The organism is Streptomyces sp. NPDC047981 (genome assembly GCF_040653315.1).
Lineage (GTDB): Bacteria > Actinomycetota > Actinomycetes > Streptomycetales > Streptomycetaceae > Streptomyces.
The window spans coordinates 16,909-34,614 of the sequence record NZ_JBEZNQ010000078.1; the positions used below are offsets into that span (position 1 = coordinate 16,909).

Consider the following 17,706-nt stretch of genomic DNA (forward strand, 5'->3'; position numbering starts at 1 on the left):
CCCACCGCCCTCGAAAAGTAGATCTTGTGGCGCGGGGCGGAAAAGCCCGATGGGGCAGACTTTCGGGCACGGGGCTCCACCAGGGGTTCTCCGGGCGACCGGACACGGCCCGGACCTCCGTGCCGATCACGGCTTCCTCCTCAGGCCACGGCCTCCGGCCGCCTCGGTGCCCGGCGCCTCCGGTCCGGTACGGGCCCGGACCGAAGGCCTCCCGGCGTCGCCGTTTCCAGGAGCTGCCTGGACCGTCGGGACGGCCTCTGTCGAGGCGGGCGCGCATGACCCGCTGGGTACGGGGCGGCCCGGCGACCGTCACCGACACGCCGCCCGTCAAGGACCCCCGCCCCCCGTCGCACCGCGCGACATGGCTCGACGGACGGACCGCTCAGCCGGACGGTGTAGGTGCGGGGCGGAGCGACGTCTTCTCCGTGAGGGCGGCGACGGCCTCACGGTACTGCGTGGTGAGGTCCGCGACGAGTTCGCTGACCGTCGTGACCCGTGTGATGGCGCCGATGCCCTGCCCCGACCCCCAGATGTCTCTCCACGCCTTGGTCCGGCCTCCGCCCGCCGAGCCGAAGTTCATCGCGGAGGAGTGGGACTCGGCCAGGTCGTCGGGGTCGAGTCCGGCGGCGGTGATGCTGCCGCGCAGGTAGTTGCCGTGCACGCCGGTGAACAGGTTGCTGTAGACGATGTCCTTGGCGGTGCTGTCGACGATCATCTTCTTGTAGGCGGCCGGGTTGTTGGCCTCGACGGTCGACAGAAAAGCCGATCCGACGTAGGCGAGGTCCGCGCCGGCGGCCAGAGCGGCCAGGATCGAGCGGCCATGAGCGATTGCCCCGGACATCAGGAGAGGCCCGTCGAACCATCGCCGGATTTCCTGTACGAGCGCGAAGGGCGACTGGGTTCCCGCGTGACCTCCCGCGCCGGCGGCCACGGCTATGAGGCCGTCGGCCCCCTTCTCCACGGCCTTGTGGGCGAACTCGTCGGTCGTGACATCGTGCAGGACGATGCCGCCGTAGGCGTGCACGGCGTCGTTGATCTCGGGCCGTGCGCCCAATGACGTGATCACGATGGGAACCCGGTGCTTCACGATGACGTTCATATCGTGATCGAGGCGGTCATTGGAGCGATGCACGATCTGATTCACCGCGTACGGCGCGACGACGGCGTCCGGATGAGCGGTGGCATAGGCCGTGGTCTCCTCCGTGATGCGGTCCAGCCAGTCGTTGAGGAGAGACGCGGGCCGAGCGTTGAGAGCGGGGAACGAGCCGATCACACCGGCCTGGCACTGGGCGATGACCAGTTCGGGCCCCGAGGCGATGAACAGGGGTGAGCCCACCACGGGGAGCTTGAGGGGCCGGGAGAGAGCGGGCGGCAGCGGCATGGCGGATCCTTCGGACGCGTGGACAGGGGTTCAGCGGTCGTCAACCATGGGCGATGTGCCTGACACGGAGCCTCGGCGCCCCGGCTCGATGTTCGCTCCCGTGCGAGGGGAGGAAGCGCTGCAACCTCGAGAAGTGCGCTGTGGCCGGTACCTGGCAAGGCCGGGGAACGACAGCACATCACACCTGGACGGCCGGATCATGAGTGGAATCGGTTGTGATCGGAAAACGACGGACGACGGCAACCATGCCGATACTCCTGTGTGCATAGGGAGGCAGTGATGGACATCAGAGACCTTCGCTACGCGGTCACGCTCGCCGAGGAACTCCATTTCGGCCGTGCGGCGCGGCGCCACTACATCAGCGCCCAGCCCTTCGGCCGCCGGATCCAACGTCTGGAGCGCGACGTCGGCGCCCTCTTGTTCGAGCGCACGAGCAGGCAGGTGGCCCTCACCGCGGCCGGTGAGCGTTTCATCGGCCAGGCGCGCTCCATCCTGGCCACCATCGACGCCCTGCCCGACGCCGCTCACCCCCGGGACGCGGAACGGCCAGCCCTCACGCTCGGCGTTCTCGGCTTCGGGCTGGCCGATCTCTGGCCCCGCTTCGTCGATCTCCTACGCGGTCTTCTGCCCACGGGGGTCTTCGTCTACCAGGACCTCGACTTCGTCGACCAGTACGACGCGGTCCGTGACGAGCACGTGGACGCCGCGATCGTGCACTACACCGGCCCCGTCGAGGGCCTGACCTTCGAGCGGGTGCTCAGCAGCCCTCGCGTGGCCGTCGTGCCGGCACGATCGGAACTCGCAGGCGCGGAGTTCCTCTCCGCCAAGGACCTCGACGACCAGCGATGGGTGCCCGTCGCCCAGTCCCGGGCGGGCAAGTCCCCATGGGCAGGCCCCTGGGGCGCGGACACCTCCGACACTCCACGCGTACGCACTCCCGCCGGGCTGCCGGCCGCCGTCGCCGCAACGGGCGGCCTGTCCATGCACGCCGCGGCGGCGGCCCGCTTCTACCCCCACCCGGACGTGCACTTCGTCCCCATGGCGGGGTCCCCGTGCGAAATGGCCATTGCCACCCGCACGTCGGACCGGCGACCGGCGACGCAGGCCGTGCGTCGGTCCGCCCGACTCCTGCCGGGGCTGCCGAGCACATGGGCGGACCTGTCACGAACGGATACGCAGGACGGACCCGTCCCTCGTAACCCTTCTCACTGACGTGGCGGCGACGGTGGACGTCATCGCGGTTGTCGCCGTACTGCCTGTGGCTCCCGACGTGGTGAGACCGCTGGTCGTCCGCCGCACGGGAAGAGTTCGCGAGCAGCCCGCCGATGGCGACGCGCCGGGCGGCCTTGACCAGCAGTGTGCAGCGGCCCTCCGGGACCGCTGCACACTGCTCCAGCCGTGACCGGCGCCGGCCGTCAGGATGCCCCGACGCCGGGCGATACGGAGGCGCCGGCCGGCGCAGCGGGGACCCTGCCGGTACGGATGCGCAGGGTGAGCAGCGCTCCGAGTACGCAGGCGCCGCAGCAGATGCCCCAGACGAGCTGGTAGGCGAACTCGTTGGCGACCTTGGGGCCGGGTCCGCCGATATCGAGGACGTACAGGTTCATGACCACGGCGAAGACGGCGCCGGCCGTGGCCCCGCCGAGTGTCTTGGCGGTGCTGGAGAGCCCCATGGCGATTCCCGTGCGGTCCTGGGGAACTTCGGACACGAGCACGGTGGGCAGCGAGCCGAGGACCAGTCCGCACCCGATGCCCTGCACCAGGGTGCCGAGGAGCACCTGCCACAGTGCGCCGTGTGCCACGACGACCAGCAGAAAGCCGGCCGCCGTGATCGCGAATCCGCAGCCGAGGACCAGTCGCGGCCCGATGGCGACGAGGACCCGGTCGGAGGAGACGGTGGTCAGGAACGTCACCAGGCTCCACGGCAGCGCGGCGAGCGCGAGCTGCATGGTGCTCAGGCCGAAGCCGAAGCCGAGCTCGGGCGCGGTGGCCATGAACGTCATGCCGGCGCTCTGCGGACCGAGTATGACGATGCCCTGCAGGAAGCTCATCGCGTAGAGCCCGGCCAGCGGACCCTGCATGATCAGGCGTACGTCGAGCAGAGGCTGGGGCACCCGCAGTTCGACGCGGATGAAGGCGACGAGCGCCAGCAGGCCGAGGACCAGCAGACCGACGAATGGCGGGGACCCCCAGCCCCACGTCCCGCCGCGGGCGAGGGCGAGGAGGGTGCTGCCGAGCGCGAGGGACAGCAGGATGACGCCGGTCCAGTCGATCCGGTCCTTGCTGCGCTGGACGGACTCCGGTACGAGAAACCACACCACCGGGACGCACAGCAGGATGAACACCGCGGGCAGCCAGAGCATCACCCGGAGGTTGTCGAAGTGCTGGGACAGCAGTCCGGTGCCCATGGCGCCGACGGTGATCCCGATCGTCATCGAACCCATGAGCATGCTGACCGCACGGCCGAGGCGCTGCGGACCGCCGCGGTCTCGCGCCAGGGCGATGTTGAGGGGCAGCCACGCGGCGAACAGGCCCTGGAGCGCGCGGCCGACCAGCAACAGGGCGAAGCTGTCGGCGACGGCCACGATGACGGAACCGGCGGCGACGGCGACGGTGGTGATGCGCATGACGCGGCGGTGGCCATGGATGTCGCCGAGTTTGGCGGCGGCGGGGGTGGCGATGCCTGCCACGAGCAGTGTGATGCTGATGACCCAGTTGAGATCTCCGGAGCTGACGCCGAAGTGCTGCCCGATGAGGGGGATGACCACGGGGGTCGAGCCCTGCATGATGCCGCTGCTCAGCTCTATGAAGATGAGGAAGCCCACGAGGGCGGTGATCGACCCGGTGCGGTGGGGGCTGGCCTGGGAGGGCGGGGGCGGCTCGGGGACCGAGGCAGAAGAGGACATTGCGGCTCCAAACGGGGATGGGAACGGCGCCGTGGTGGGGGATTGATCGACGCGGCGTCGGCACAGGTGATGTGGCCCCCGGGGTCCGGGGAATCCGGAAGGCTGCGGCGATCAGGCGTGAGCGTCGCCGCGCAGCCGGGCTGCGGCTGCCGGCAGTGCGGCCGTGCCCGCCTCGATGGTCGGTTCCGGCACCGGGGCGAAGCGCGGGGAGTGATTCGAGGGACCGTCCGCCGAGCTCGGTGACGTGAGGTCCCCTCCGGGAACAGAGCGAGGCCGGTGCCGCCCAGGCACCGTTGGACGGAGGAGACTCCTTGACTTCGGTGCCGGACACACCCCTCAGTCCTCGCCGGCCTGCGTCGGCTGCTGGAGGGTCAGGACACGGTCCTGTCCGACGGCCGAGACAGGTTCGGACCCGACTGCCTGCGCGGCGGCGGGGTCGTTGTCCGTGACGGGGCAGCCGAGGTCGGGGGACCTCGGGGGCGTTCCGGCAACCGGTGGCGCGGCCGGATTCGGCGTTGGCGACCCGCGAGACCGACGGCAGGACCCGTTCGCGGAGCGATGCGGTGGCGCGGACGCCTATGGCCAGTCGGACGGAGCCGGGAACCATGATGTCCGGCGGCCGACGGCGTCTTGCCGGGCGCGCCTCCGGACATGGCACGGGCCGACCAGACACGCTTCAGGACAGCGATCCCACGGAGGCTCATGGACATCTCTCCTTCGTCGTTCAGGTGCACACCGGTCCGCAGCGATCCTGCGGACCGGGATGTCCCAGCCCACCAGGCGAAGGACTTCGCGGATGTCAGCAGATCTCTTTCGGATACGGAGCCTCCGCACGGCCTGCTCGCGCCCACTGGCGCTGCCCGACGACGAGGCCGTGGCCCCGCGGGCGGGTCAGCGCAGATAGAGGCGCTGCGGGTCGAGTTCCTCGCGCAGCAGTTTCAGTTCGTCGGCGCTCGGTGGCGCGAGTTGTGCCATGTCGTCGCGGACCCGCAGCTCCCAGCCGGTGGCGGCGCGCACCTGCCCGACCGTGACGCCGGGTTGCACGGCGACCAGTTCGAGTTCTTCGTCCCCGCTGTCGCGCGCGAGGATTCCGAGATCGGTGATCACGCGCGTGACGCCCTTGCCGTACGGCTGTGCCCCACCCCGTGCCTGACCGGCCCGGCGCGGGCTGGGGGACGTGCAGAAGTCCAGCCGGGGGACGAACGTGCTGCGGTCGTGACGGCGCATCACGACTAAGATCTCACCGGCGTTGGCCATCACCTCGATCGCGCCGCCCGATCCGGGCAGGCGTACCCGGGGCCGGTCCCAGTCACCGACGATCGACGAGTTGAGGCTGCCGAACCGGTCGATCTGCGCGGAGCCCAGGAACCCCACGTCGATCCGCTGTCCCTGCAGTACGTAGCCGAACATCTGCGGCATGCCCATCACGCATTCGGCACCGGCGACGATGACCGGATCCGTCACGCTGCGCGGCAGTTCCTCCGGATGGGCTCCGGTCACGCCGGACTCGTAGACGGTCTGGATGTGCGGGGCCACCGTGTGGCGGGCCAGCGCGACCGCCAGGGTGGGCAGCCCGTGCCCCGAGAAGACGAGCCGGCGCTGAGCCAGTTCGCGCGCCGCGGTCACCGTCAGGAGTTCACTGCTCGTGACGCCGTTCATGGCCGCCCTCCGTAATTGACCGGTGCCGACAGCTGCGTGCCGACCTCCAGGGCCTGCCAGTGGTCCGGGCCGAGGCTGGCCATGAAACCCTCGTGGTCATCGGTGCCGCGGATGTGCCGGTCGATCCACCTCCGCAGGGCGGCGGCGTCACGGGCCCGCTCGGACCATTCGCGGTGGAAGCGGTCGTCGCGGTCGTAGTAGCCCTGCACCGCCGTCGGATGGGCGCCGCGCGGACACAGCACCACCGCGTCCACCACGTGCGAGGGCACGATCGTACGGTTCGGGTCGGAGCGCACGACGCTGTCGTCGACGATCTCCTCGACGGTGGCTATCACCGATCTGCCCGCGAACGCGGCCTCCTGATGGACCCCGAGCATGCCCCATGCCTGGATGTTCCCGGCGCGGTCGGCACGTTGCGCGTGGATGATCGTCACATCGGGATTCAGGGCGGGGACCACATGGATCTCCCCACCGCCGTACGGATCGGTCACGCTCCTGATCATCGGGTTCAGTTCCACCAGGTCGCTGCCGGTGAAGGAGCGGATCGGGGCGAACGGCAGCTTGGCCGCGCCGGCCGTGTACCGGGCGATCATGCCGCCCATGCTGTACTCCTCGAGCTCCAGCGGTTCCGGGTCCCGCAGTTCGATGCGGCGGCGCAGTTCGTGGAGTGATCCGGCGGAGCTGTTGCCGACGAACGACGAGATCAGTCTGGGTACGCAGCCGGCCGCCAGCAGCTGGTCGACGAGTGGGTCGCACGACATCCGTGCCAGCGTCAGACCGGTGAAGCCCTGCCGGATGATCTCGTGGGCGGCGGCCGTCGGCACCAGGTGGCCGAAACCCTCGATCGCGACCGTCTGCCCGTTCCTGACGTGCCGGGCTATCGCGTCGGCGAGGGTGGCACGCTTGTCCATGGACACGCCGGATTCGGCGACGGCGGGCCGGTCACCGGCATGCGGCTGCGGCTGCGGCCGGACGGCGTTTCTCGCGGTGCCGCTCATCCTTCCTCCCGCGTCGTACTCGGCGCGCGCAGGGCGGACTTGAGCACCTTCCCGGCGGCGGACACGGGCAGTGAGTCGACGATGTGCACCGCGCGGATCTTCTTGTACGGAACCACTCGTTCGGCGACGTACGCGATGACCTCGTCGGGGTCGATGGCCGCACCGGGCCGCGCGACCACGAAGGCGGTCGGCTTCTGCCCCACCCGCGGGTCCGGTGTTCCGACGACCGCGGCGGCCCGCACACCGCTGTGGCCGCGCAGGATGTTCTCCAGTTCCCTCGGGTAGACGTTGTACCCCTTGTAGATCAGCATCTCCTTCGCGCGACCGGAGAGGAAGACGAAACCCTCCTCGTCCAGGTAGCCGAGGTCTCCGGTGCGCAGCCAGCCCTCGACGAACTGATCGGCGGTCTCTTCCGGCCGGTTCAGGTAGCCCGGCGTGACCTGAGGTCCGCGGACCCACAGCTCCCCCACCTCATGGGGTCCGCACGGGGCCCCCTTCTCCTTGGTGGACCGGATTTCGAGTGTCGTGTCGAAGAGCGGTAGGCCGACGCTGCCGAGCTTGTGCCCGCCGTCGCGCTGCAGCGGCGCGGACGTCACCACGCACGTCCCCTCGGTCAGGCCGTACCCCTCGACGACGAGCGCCGAGGGAAAGACGGATTCGAGTGCGACAAGGGTGGCCTCGTCCGCCGGGGCGCCTCCGGAGGAGATCACGCGGACGCTGGACAGGTCGCGGCTGTGCGCGTCGGGGCTGTCCACCAGAGCGTGCCACATGGTAGGGCTGCCGAGCAGGTAGGTGGCCCGGTGGTGCTCCACGGCCGCCAGGAGGCTTTCCGGCGAGAACCGTCCGGTGATCACGACAGTGGTACCGCAGAGCAGCAGGAAGCTCGTGTTGATGAGCGCGTGCACGTGGAAGAGGGGGGACACCATCAGCGTGACCGCGACCCCGGGTTGCACACCCATGGTGTGCGGCCCCGGAAGCGGCCGGAGTCGGGTCTCTCCGCTCTCGCCCTCGGTGATGATCAGGTGGGCGGCACGCCACGCGGTCATCTGGGCGACGTTCGCGACCACGTTGCGATGCAGGACCCTGACGCCCTTGGGGACCCCGGTCGTGCCGCCGGTGTAGATGATGTGGGCCGTGTCGTCGCCGGTCACCCTGGTGTCCGGCGGGGCGTCGGCCCGTTCCACGACGAAGTCCGCCAGGGCGACCACACCGTCGCCGGCCGGCGGGAGCCCCGCGCAGGGCGCGCTGGTGGTGGGCGGCACGGCCACGACCGTGCGCACCTCGGTCCCTCTCCGGGCTTCGAGCAGTGTGGTGATGTGCGCCGGATGACTTACGGCGACGACCGCGCCGGTGTCCAGCAGCTGGGAGCGCAGTCCCGCCGCGGGCTGCAGCGGATTCGCCGGCGCCACCGTCGCTCCGGCCAACAGTGCGCCGTAGTACGTGACCAGGAACCACAGGGAGTTGGGCTGGTGAAGCAGCACGACATCGCCGTCGCGCACGCCCGCGCGGCGTACGCCGTGGGCGAATGCGACGGCATGGTCGTGCAACTCGGCGAACGTCAGCTGCTCCTCGCCGTCGACCACGGCAAGCCGGTCCCCGTACAGCTTCGCCGCGGCGGTGAGGATCTCACCTGCGGCCAGGTCGGGGTAGTCGAGGGAGGTCGGCATCCCCTCAGGCCAGTACCTGTTCACAACACCGCTCCTTCCGTCAGTAGGGACTCGATGGGTGGCTTTCCGGGTCCTGCCGGTGAGCCTTCTCGGCCGTGGGATCGATTCAGCGTGCCCCGCCATTGACGTACAGCGTCTGGCCGCTGACGTACGAGGCGTCGTCGCTGGCGAGGAAGACGACCACGGCGGCGATCTCCTCCGGCCGTGCGACCCGCCGCAGGGGGGTGCGCTCGGCGGCGAGCTTCTGATGCTCCTCGGGTGCGTGCCCGGTGCGCTCGGCGGTGGCCGCGGTCATGGCGGTGGCGACGTAGCCGGGGGCGACCGCGTTGACGTTGATGTCGTAGGGGCCCAGCTCGATGGCGAGGGTCGCGGTCAGCCCTTGGATGCCGGCTTTGGCGGCGGCGTAGTTCGCCTGTCCGCGATTGCCGAGGGCGGATCTGCTGCTGAGGCTGACGATCTTGCCGTACCTCTGCCGCGTCATATAGGTCTGCGCTGCCTGCGCGCAGTGGAAGGCGCTGGTGAGGTTCGCGTCGAGAACGCTGTCCCAGTCGGCCTTGGCCATCTTGAAGAAGAGATTGTCCCGGGTGATCCCGGCGTTGTTGACGAGGATGTGCAGCCCGCCCAGCTCTTCGTCGACCTGCCCGAACACCGCGTTGACGGTCTCGCCGTCGGTGACGTCGCACGCGTACGCGCGGGCGGTGCCGCCCTCTTGCCGGATCTGTTCGGCGACGGCCTGTCCGCCTTCCGCGGTCAGGTCGAGGACCGCCACCGCAGCGCCCTCCGCGGCGAGGCGGCGGGCTGTGGCGGCACCGATGCCCTGCGCGGCGCCGGTGACGATGGCGACCTTGCCGGTGAACCTGTTCACGGGGTGCTCCTGGGGTGGCTGTGACTGCGGATCGGGTGCTGCTCAAGGGTGGTTCCGTCGTGCGGCGGCCGCGCTGCGGGGTGCAGCTGCCACCTGCCGTCGAAACGGGGGTCGGTTCCCTCCTGGAACGCCTGCCGTGCGGCGGGCGCGTCGGTGGCGAGGTTGACCGCCTGCGCCCGTGACTCGCTCTCCAGCGCTTCGCGCAGGGTCTGACTGCTCGCATCGTTCAGCAGGCGCTTCGACTGGGCCATGGCGACGGGGGGTCCGGCCGCGAGGCGGGCGGCGAGGTCGTCGACGAACGCGCCTATCTGTTCGGGGGGCTTCACCCACGTCACCAGACCCAGACGCAGAGCTTCCTCGGCTTCGACGAAGTCGGCCAGCAGGGCCAGTCGCTTGGCCTGCTGGAGGCCGACCAACCTGGGCAGGAGCCACGTCCCGCCGAGATCCAGGGACAGTCCGCGGCGGGCGAAGATCTGGGAGAACCGCGCGGTCGTGGACGCCACGACCAGGTCACAGCCCAGGGCCAGGTTCCAGCCCGCGCCCACGGCGACGCCCTGCACCTCGGCGATCACCGGCTGGGGCATCTCGTGCAGAGCCAGGGCGACGTCGCCGAGACGGCCCATCCGGTCCAGCGGATGTCGCCGCGACAGCGTTCCCTTCAGGTCCGCGCCGGCGCAGAAGTCCCCGCCGGCACCGGTCAGCACCACGACCCGTACGGAGTCGTCGGCCCGGGCGGTGCGCAGCGTCTCCCCGAGCAGGGCCCAGGCTTCCTCGGTCATCGCGTTCTTGCGGTGTGGACGGTTGAGAATCACCCGCAGCACGGGGCCCTTGCGCGCCACGACTACGGACTTTTCCGACTCGGTGTTCCCGGGCATGGCTTCTGTGCAGAGCTCCTAGGTCAGGGGTACGTCGAGGATGCCCTTGCGGTGGCTGAAGGTCTCGACGGAGAAGCGGCCGCGATAGTGGCCCATGCCGCTCTCGCCGACACCGCCGAAGGGAAGGGTGGAGACGGCGAGCTGGAGCATCGGCCAGCCGAAGCCGAGCCCGCCGGAGGAGGTTTCGGCAGCCAGCCTGCGCCGCGTGGTGGCACTGTCGGTGAACGCGTACAGGGCCAGCGGTCTGTCGCGGTCGTTGATGAAGGCGATCGCCTCGTCCAGGTCCGCGACGGTGACGATCGGCAGGACGGGGCCGAAGATCTCCTCACCCATGACCGGCTCCTCTGGCGTGACGTCGGCCAGGACCGTCGGAGCGATGTACCGGTCGGCGCGGTCGGTCTGTCCTCCGGTGACCGTCCGGCCGGATCCCAGAAAGGAGGTGAGCCGGTCGAAGTGGCGCTCGTTGACGATGCGGCCGTACAGGTCCGATGCCTTCGGATCCTCTCCGAACCGCTTGAGCAGGGCCCCGGTGAGCGAGGCTTCGAGGGCGGCGGCGGTGTCCGGGTCGGTCAGGATGTAGTCGGGCGCGACACAGGTCTGGCCGGCGTTGGTGAACTTGGTCAGGACCAGGCGCTCGGCCACGACGTCGATGTCGAGGTCCCGGTCCACGAACACCGGTGATTTGCCGCCGAGTTCCAGTGTGACCGGGGTCAGATGCGTGGTGGCCGCGGCCATCACGGCCCGGCCGACCGTGCCGTTGCCGGTGTAGAAGATGTGGTCGAAACGCTCTGCCAGCAGCAGGGTCGTCTCCTCGGCGCCGCCCACGACCACGGCGGTGGCGTCGCGGTCGAGGTACCGCGGCAGCAGCTCGGCGAGCAGCGCGGAGGTCGCGGCAGCCTGCTCTGCCGGTTTGATGACGACGGCGTTGCCGGCTGCCAGGGCGCCCGCGACCGGCACCAGAAGCAGGTTCACCGGATAGTTCCAGGCGGAGATGACGAGGGTGACGCCGAGCGGCTCGTACTCCGTGCGGGCCGACGTGCCACGAGGCAGGTGCGCGGGGACAGGTACGTGCTGCGGTTCGAGCCACCCGTCGAGGTGTTCGAGGAGACCGTCGATCTCACGAACGGTCCCGCCGATCTCCATGGTGTCGACCTCGGCACGGCTCTTGCGCAGGTCGGCGTGGAGAGCTTCGGCGATGGCGTCCCCGTTCTCGACGAGGAACTCTCTCAGCCGCCCGAGCTGCTTCCGACGCCAGTCGAGGGGCTTGGTGTGCCCGGCGCGGAACGTCGTGCGAAGCCGCCCGACGATCGCGGCCGCGCCGGCGCTCGTGAGAGCGGTGGGGTGATGGGTCGTCACAGGACTTCTTTCTCCGTAGCGTCGTACATGGCGTGGTCGAACGCCAGCGGCCGAACCGGGCCGGTGGCCAGGCGCACCGGCAGGATCGGGCCGGTGCTCAGGCGCCGCTCGAATTCGCTTGAGCACACCGCCCCAGACTGATCACGGCGTTATCAGAGAAGGGCACCTGATCCACGAGCGCTTCTTCGTCGAACCGAGCAAGGGCGGCTCGATCGATGCGCCAGTCCTACCCCTGCTGGTCCGGCATCCAGTCGCCGTGGAATCCGAACGGGACGCGTCGCGGCATGGCGACCGAGGCCAGCCGGGTCATGTTCTGGGCATCGAGGACCAGCAGTTCGGAGGCTTCCTCCAGGCCGTGTGACACCATCGACAGCAGATAGCCGGCGTCCTCCTGCCCGGCGGCGTCCTGCGCGGGCGCGAAGACCGCCTCACCCGGCGCGGCGCCGGCGGGCGTGTCGTAGGACGTCGAGGTGCCCGCGACGGTGTCGTACTTGACGATGGCGCTGTCGGTGACGGTGTAGAGGTAGCGGCTGTGCCGGCCGGTCAGTTCGTCGTTGAGGGTGGGCAGCTCCACACCGCGGTCGTCCAGGGCCTGCTCACGGACCGTGCCCGTGGCGGGGTCCAGAGTCCAGCGGTGAACGGTCCCCACCTGGAACTCGCCCATTCGGGGGCCGGCCGCCCGTGGTTCGTCGACATGGCCGCCCATCGCCTGCCACATCGTGTGGAACGCCTTGCGCGAGTAGCGCACCGCCTCCAGTACGACCCGTCCGGCCGCGTCTTCGTGGGCGTTGCCGACGTGGAAGACGTAACAGGGATCGATGTCGAACCAGCGCACCTGACCTGCCTGGTCACGGCGCATCAGCCCCAGCCGGGCGCCGTGAGCGTCGTCCCACCGTGCCGGCATGCTGTTGTTCCCGAACAGCGCCGGGTCGAAGACGAGGGGAAGGTCCAGCCAGATGACGTAGTTCTCGGTGATGGCGAGGTCATGCATCATGATGCCCGCCGGAACCGAGATCTCCCGGGTCTCCACCAGTTCGCCCGCGGCCGACAGCCGGTGGTACGTGACGTACGGAGGCATGACGGGGCTGTAGCCGAAGAAGAGGAGTTCGCCGGTGACCGGGTCCTCCTTGGGGTGGGCGGTCATGGCGGTGGTCAGCCGTCCGCCGAAGTCGCAGGGCCCGACTGTTTCCAGCTCGGGGGTGAACTCGTAGGGCAGGCCGGATTCGACGAGGGCGAGGAGCTTGCCGGCATGCGAGATGACACTGGTGTTGGCGGTCACCGCGCTGAGATCGGGCCTTCCGTCCGCGCGCAGGAAGGGCGACCCGGCGAACCTGTTCGTACGCACCCATCGGTTGCGGTACCACTCGGCGCGGCCGCCTCGGAGCCGCACGCCGTGCAGCATTCCGTGGCCGGTGAACACATGGCCTGAGTCGTCCCCGGGGCGGGGGTTGGGGCCGGTGCGTACATAGCGGCCGTTGAGGTCCGGCGGCAGAATACCGGTGACCTCCAGGTCGAGCCCGTCGATCTCGTCCGGCACCGGTGAGTAGTGCCCGACGTGGATGTGGCGGTCCTGCCTTTCCACGGCCTCTTGCGGAGTGCTGGACATGGTGCCCCTTAGCGGCGAGGAGTCGGATGAGACGGATCCAGGAGCACTGAGCGGGGGTCCGCGAACCCGGTTACGGGCGGCTCGTTCCCCGGCTCCCCCGCAGGAGAGGGCTGATCTTGTCGATGCGGAGGTCGGCTGGATGCAATGGTCTGTGTATTCATTGTTCCCATGCAGTAAAACTTGCGTCAAGGGGTCTGCTTCCTGACGTCCCACGGTCGCGCCGGGGTACCGCGCCCCGGGCTCCTCCGCCCTCCGGGAACGGCGAGGACGCTCACGTACCATCGGCCCTGCGGCCGCTCCCCGCCGCAGTCTCGTCCGTAGGAGAAGGCGCGCATGTTGGTCGGACAGTGGCTCGGCTTGCTCGACGGAGCCCAGGACCTCGGCCCGCAGTCCGCACGGGTGCTCCGGTTCCTCAGTCGTGAGCCGCAGCTGGCCGCATACGCTTCGGCGCGGGAGATCGCCGAGCGCGCGGGCGTCAACACCTCCACGGTCGTCAGGACCGCCCAACAGCTCGGATTCGAAGGATGGCCGGCGCTCCGCCGCCAGCTGCGCGGCCACTACATCGCGTCGATGGCCAGCGGCGAGGTGGACGGACCGCCGGCCGGTGCGGCCGACGTGGACGAGGCGGCCGCCGCGCTCCGCCAGGACGCGGTCAACATTCAGGTGCTCATCACCGACGACACCACCGCGGCGATCCGGAGAATGGCGACGGCAATCGACGCCGCCCGCCGCACTCTGATCATCGGATCAGGACTCGCGGAGACACCGGCCGGCGTTCTGGGACATCTGGGCGCCGTCACGGGTCGTGACATGCGCGTGGCGTCCGGTTCCGCGCTTGCCCTGAGCGCTCAGGTGTCGCTGCTGGGCGACGGCGACTGTCTCCTGATGGTCAATGTGTGGCGTCTGCTGCGCGTCATGCCTCCCTTGGCCGAACTCGCCAAGGAACGTGGTGCGACGGTCTGTGTCATCACCGATCTGCACGCGTCCCCGTTGGCAGCCGTCGCCGACCACGTCGTCGTCGCGCCGATCGAGAGCGGCCGGCCCACTCCGTCGCTGACCGCGATGGTCGCGGTGGCCCAGGCGGTCATCGCCGCACTGCCCGTCACCCCGGAGGCTGTGCGGGCGGTGGGGCGCGTCGAACAACTCTGGCAGAGACTCGGCCTCATGGACGACAACGCGTGATGCGGCAGAGGCCCCGGCACCACCCGCCGGGCCCGTGGACACGCGACCGCTGATCGGAACCAGCTCTGAACGGAAGGCGCGCTGAACAGAACGGTCTGCGCCTGGGACCCACCCACCGCAACCTTTTTCGCTGATGATCCCGCGACCGTCGCCTGGTGTGCTTGGGAAATCGGTTCACCACGTCGCAAGGTGGGTTCCCCCATGCCGTCACAGCGCATTCGCCTCCGTGGAGGCAGACCGCCATCACCATGGATCCGTGGCACGGCACTCCACCCTCCACGGACAGCCTGACCGAGAAGATCGCCTTCGTCCCACGTCCTGGTCGACGGCCGATTCGACAGACGTGTCAGCCCACCCGTCCGGCGTGGAATCCCCACAGTTCCCTACCGCCGGCACCAGCCCGTGAACGTCCTTCAGCCAGCGGGCGCCAGACATCTGGACACGACGGGCACGCCCCACCAGAAGGCAGCCGCTCCGTGCCCACACCCCCCGTGCGATGTGCGCCGCACCGGCGCTCCCAGCATCGCCGACGCCTTCCGAACGTGAACGCGGCACGCACCGACGTGTCAGCGTCGACTTCCCACCCGTGGCACGACTGGCCATGAACACCAGCGGCGTGCCGGAAGAGGATTGCCACCGTGACCACTCCGCTTCACCAGTCACCGCACCCCCTGACCTTCGTGGCCCGGAGCGGCAGCGACGCTCCCCCGCGTGAGGGAGAAGTGGCCTACCACATCGAAGTGATGGGCCTGGGCGGATTCCAGAAGGAGGGCCTCGCCCGAGACGTCCACAGCGACCGGACCTGGCGCCTGGTGTGCGACGAAGGCGCCTATCTGAACGGCGCGAACATGGCACCGGCACCGCTCGCGTACTGGGTGGGCGGCCTGCACGGGGACATCGTGGCCCGCATCGTCGAGACGGCCCAAGAGGCCGGCCTGGTGATCGGAGACCTCGACGTCAACGTCACGCAGGGCTTCGCCGTCAAGGGTTCGTTCTCCAAAGGAGAGGCGGTCGCCCAGGTCTACCACATGACCTGTGACATCGATCTGACGTGCGAGCAGGACGAGGCCACAGTGAACAGGATGGTCGAGGTGGCCCTCTCCCGCTCCTCCGCCGTCGCCGCCGTAGCCGGTGCCCACGAAGGTCTGTTCTCCCTGACGACCAACGGAAGAGCGACGCCCGTCGACCTCCCGGTGTCCTCGGAGCTCTTGGCCGACCCCTTCCTCCAGCACTCGCAGCAGCCCGAACCGGCCGAGGCGCGCCCGGAGGCGGTGCCTGTCGGGCACCCCGTGGGCGACAAGCCGCCCGTCATGCTGACCGACGACAACGACGGCACGGTGAGCTGGCGCATCCGGACCAACGGCGGCCTGAACCCGGCCACAGGACTGATCGTCTCGCACGTCTGGTTCTCGGAGAAGTCTCCCACCTGGACGCTGCTCAGCGACCCGGCCAACGAGGCGGCGCCCGCCCCGCTCGTGCACTTCGCCATCGGCACGGCCTTCTGCTTCCACACCCAACTGTGCCGCTACGTCAGTATCCGTCGGCTCCCGGTTGACGCCCCCCGCCTCGCCCAGCTGAGCCGCTTCCCGGCATCCGGCTTCAAGCCGCTGGACTCAGGCCTGTTCCTGCACGGCCAGCTGTCGGAGGAGGACGCCACGAAGCTGATGTCCGCCGCGGCGAACACCTGCTACGCCCACCGGGCCCTCACCGTCGAGGTCGAACAGCGCGTCACCGTCACCCACAAAATGCCTGGCTGAAAGACGCCGGTTCCGCTCCCGTGAGGGGCCTGCCTCGCGCCTTCCCGGGGCTCCTCATCCACGACGGGCCTGTTGGATATATATGACGAACACGCTCGTCGTTGACGGTGCATAACCCTGTCTACGACGTCGTGACCGTAGTGTTTCGGGACTGGCACCGCTCGTCGTCGAGATGTGGCGGACGAGTTCATTCGGATGCGGGCCCGAACGTGGACGAACAGAGCAGTGAGCCTCTTTCATCCTGGATTCGGCGCGGTTTCTCAAGCGCTTCTGACCTGCGGCGATGCTCTTGATCTTCGCTCTCGGAACCACAGGATGAAAGACGTTCAGTGAGCCTCTTTCATCCTGAATAGCTGCAGGTCAGCAGCGTATGTATGGCCTGGACGATGGTGCCGATGCGGCTGGTGGAGCATCGGGCCCGCCGGAGCAGCCGTCAGGACTTCAAATTGGGCGAAGGCGCGTTCGCCAGGTGCCCTCAGTCGGGCGTGGTCGTGAGGAACATCGAGCATGGCAGGATACGGAACCACCAGGGCCCCTTCTGTCGCCAGCGTGTTGAATGGAATCACCACGCCAACGACCAGGGGCCCTGCCTCGTCACCACCCCCGCTGACCAGCCCATTTCACCCTCCAGCACAGGATGAAAGAGGCTCAGTGAGCTTCTTCGACTTGGCCTCGGTCGGGAACCGCCAGGATGGACTGACCTGCGCAGATTCTTCAAACGTGTCACTCGATCGTGGGCGACTTGAAGAAGCTCACTGAGCCTTTTCAGCGTTGCCTCTCCAGGGTGAGGACCGCAGCAGCGATCAGGGTGAGGCGTGTTGGGCTGCAGCGGGCGCGTCGAAAGATCCGCCAGGACTTCAGGCGGGCGACTCCGCGTTCGACGGGTGCCCGGGCGGCGGACAGGGCTCGGTTGACCGTCCGCTCGGTGGGTGTGAGTTCGCCGTTGGGCGGGCGGCGCTTCGCGGTGGTGACCCAGTCCCCTGCACCGATGTAGGCCATGTCCGCGAGGATCGGGACGCCCTGGCGTTCACAGATCCGGATGATCTTGTGGGTTCGGGCGGCTGTCAGGTCGTGGGTTCGGCCCGGCAGTGCCGGCGACAGCCAGAGGATCCTACCGGTGGGGTTGGTGACGACCTGCACGTTCACGCCGTGCCGCTTGTGCTTGGAGGAGTAGTCGGCCCGTCCGTCACCGACCCGGTCGCACTCGGCGAGGGTGCCGTCCACGAGGACGTAGTCGGGGTCCGTCTCCCTCAGCGCCTTCAGCAGTCCTGGCGCCTTGTCCGCCAGGTGCCGGACGACGGCGGTGACGTAGGCAGTCGTCCAGCACCTCTCCGGCCGGGCGCCCGGCCTCCTGCGGGTCCTACGCGAAACCGACCCCGACCATGTCCTGCTCGACGGGACGCTCCCCGAGTGCGACCGCGTCGGCGACAGCCGGGCCGACTTCTCACAAATGC

13 protein-coding genes and 1 pseudogene are annotated in these 17,706 nt (G+C 69.3%); 3 read left to right on the forward strand and 11 right to left on the reverse strand.

Annotation, left to right across the window (positions count from 1 at the left end; all coding sequences use genetic code 11):
* Positions 1-382: 382 nt before the first annotated feature.
* Positions 383-1,381, reverse strand: coding sequence for a nitronate monooxygenase family protein (locus AB0E14_RS32305; protein WP_362426340.1), 999 nt, complete (start codon positions 1,379-1,381; stop codon positions 383-385).
* Between the two features lie 279 nt (positions 1,382-1,660).
* Here AB0E14_RS32305 and AB0E14_RS32310 point away from each other — a divergent pair, with 279 nt between their 5' ends.
* Positions 1,661-2,593, forward strand: a complete 933-nt coding sequence (locus AB0E14_RS32310) for a LysR family transcriptional regulator (RefSeq protein ID WP_362426343.1) — start codon at positions 1,661-1,663, stop codon at positions 2,591-2,593.
* A gap of 203 nt (positions 2,594-2,796) precedes the next feature.
* Here AB0E14_RS32310 and AB0E14_RS32315 read toward each other — a convergent pair whose 3' ends face one another.
* The 8 genes from AB0E14_RS32315 to AB0E14_RS32350 form a co-directional block, all read right to left on the reverse strand.
* Positions 2,797-4,287 carry an MFS transporter gene (locus tag AB0E14_RS32315; protein ID WP_362426346.1) on the reverse strand — a complete coding sequence of 497 codons (1,491 nt, stop codon included), beginning with the start codon at positions 4,285-4,287 and terminating at the stop codon, positions 2,797-2,799.
* Positions 4,288-5,178: 891 nt separating this feature from the next.
* The gene (locus tag AB0E14_RS32320) at positions 5,179-5,946 is read right to left on the reverse strand and encodes a CoA-transferase (protein ID WP_362426349.1); all 768 of its coding nucleotides are present in this window, start codon (positions 5,944-5,946) and stop codon (positions 5,179-5,181) included.
* Positions 5,943-6,857 carry a CoA-transferase gene (locus tag AB0E14_RS32325; RefSeq protein WP_362426377.1) on the reverse strand — a complete coding sequence of 305 codons (915 nt, stop codon included), beginning with the start codon at positions 6,855-6,857 and terminating at the stop codon, positions 5,943-5,945. The genes AB0E14_RS32320 and AB0E14_RS32325 overlap by 4 nt, the downstream gene beginning before the upstream one ends.
* Positions 6,858-6,940: 83 nt before the next feature.
* A complete protein-coding gene (locus AB0E14_RS32330) occupies positions 6,941-8,635 on the reverse strand; it encodes an AMP-binding protein (protein ID WP_362426352.1) in 1,695 nt (564 codons plus the stop codon).
* Positions 8,636-8,717: 82 nt separating this feature from the next.
* Positions 8,718-9,476, reverse strand: coding sequence for a 3-oxoacyl-ACP reductase FabG (gene fabG / locus AB0E14_RS32335; RefSeq protein WP_362426355.1), 759 nt, complete (start codon positions 9,474-9,476; stop codon positions 8,718-8,720).
* On the reverse strand, positions 9,473-10,351 hold the full coding sequence (locus AB0E14_RS32340) for an enoyl-CoA hydratase-related protein (RefSeq protein ID WP_362426358.1): 879 nt from the start codon (positions 10,349-10,351) through the stop codon (positions 9,473-9,475). The genes fabG and AB0E14_RS32340 overlap by 4 nt, the downstream gene beginning before the upstream one ends.
* Positions 10,352-10,369: 18 nt before the next feature.
* Positions 10,370-11,707: an aldehyde dehydrogenase family protein gene (locus tag AB0E14_RS32345; RefSeq protein ID WP_362426361.1), complete on the reverse strand. Its 1,338-nt coding sequence runs from the start codon at positions 11,705-11,707 to the stop codon at positions 10,370-10,372.
* Between the two features lie 226 nt (positions 11,708-11,933).
* Positions 11,934-13,313, reverse strand: coding sequence for a carotenoid oxygenase family protein (locus tag AB0E14_RS32350; protein ID WP_362426364.1), 1,380 nt, complete (start codon positions 13,311-13,313; stop codon positions 11,934-11,936).
* Positions 13,314-13,646: 333 nt separating this feature from the next.
* Between AB0E14_RS32350 and AB0E14_RS32355 the strand changes: the two genes are divergently transcribed.
* Positions 13,647-14,495 carry a MurR/RpiR family transcriptional regulator gene (locus tag AB0E14_RS32355; protein WP_362426367.1) on the forward strand — a complete coding sequence of 283 codons (849 nt, stop codon included), beginning with the start codon at positions 13,647-13,649 and terminating at the stop codon, positions 14,493-14,495.
* A gap of 638 nt (positions 14,496-15,133) precedes the next feature.
* Entirely contained in the window at positions 15,134-16,252 is a 1,119-nt protein-coding gene (locus AB0E14_RS32360; RefSeq protein WP_362426370.1) for a hypothetical protein, read from the forward strand.
* Between the two features lie 340 nt (positions 16,253-16,592).
* Here AB0E14_RS32360 and AB0E14_RS32365 read toward each other — a convergent pair.
* Together AB0E14_RS32365 and AB0E14_RS32370 are read right to left on the reverse strand one after the other, a co-directional pair.
* Positions 16,593-16,743, reverse strand: a pseudogene (locus AB0E14_RS32365) (IS5/IS1182 family transposase); the annotation flags it as partial.
* Between the two features lie 274 nt (positions 16,744-17,017).
* Positions 17,018-17,704 (reverse strand): transposase family protein, encoded by a 687-nt coding sequence (locus tag AB0E14_RS32370; protein ID WP_362426373.1) that lies wholly within the window; start codon positions 17,702-17,704, stop codon positions 17,018-17,020.
* Between the last annotated feature and the right edge of the window lie 2 nt (positions 17,705-17,706).

Bases quoted from the DNA above. Each gene is read 5' to 3' on its own strand.
- AB0E14_RS32305 (WP_362426340.1), bottom strand. From the start codon at position 1,381: ATGCCGCTGCCGCCCGCTCTCTCCCGGCCCCTCAAGCTCCCCGTGGTG.
- AB0E14_RS32310 (WP_362426343.1), top strand. From the start codon at position 1,661: ATGGACATCAGAGACCTTCGCTACGCGGTCACGCTCGCCGAGGAACTC.
- AB0E14_RS32315 (WP_362426346.1), bottom strand. From the start codon at position 4,287: ATGTCCTCTTCTGCCTCGGTCCCCGAGCCGCCCCCGCCCTCCCAGGCC.
- AB0E14_RS32320 (WP_362426349.1), bottom strand. From the start codon at position 5,946: ATGAACGGCGTCACGAGCAGTGAACTCCTGACGGTGACCGCGGCGCGC.
- AB0E14_RS32325 (WP_362426377.1), bottom strand. From the start codon at position 6,857: ATGGACAAGCGTGCCACCCTCGCCGACGCGATAGCCCGGCACGTCAGG.
- AB0E14_RS32340 (WP_362426358.1), bottom strand. From the start codon at position 10,351: ATGCCCGGGAACACCGAGTCGGAAAAGTCCGTAGTCGTGGCGCGCAAG.
- AB0E14_RS32350 (WP_362426364.1), bottom strand. From the start codon at position 13,313: ATGTCCAGCACTCCGCAAGAGGCCGTGGAAAGGCAGGACCGCCACATC.
- AB0E14_RS32355 (WP_362426367.1), top strand. From the start codon at position 13,647: ATGTTGGTCGGACAGTGGCTCGGCTTGCTCGACGGAGCCCAGGACCTC.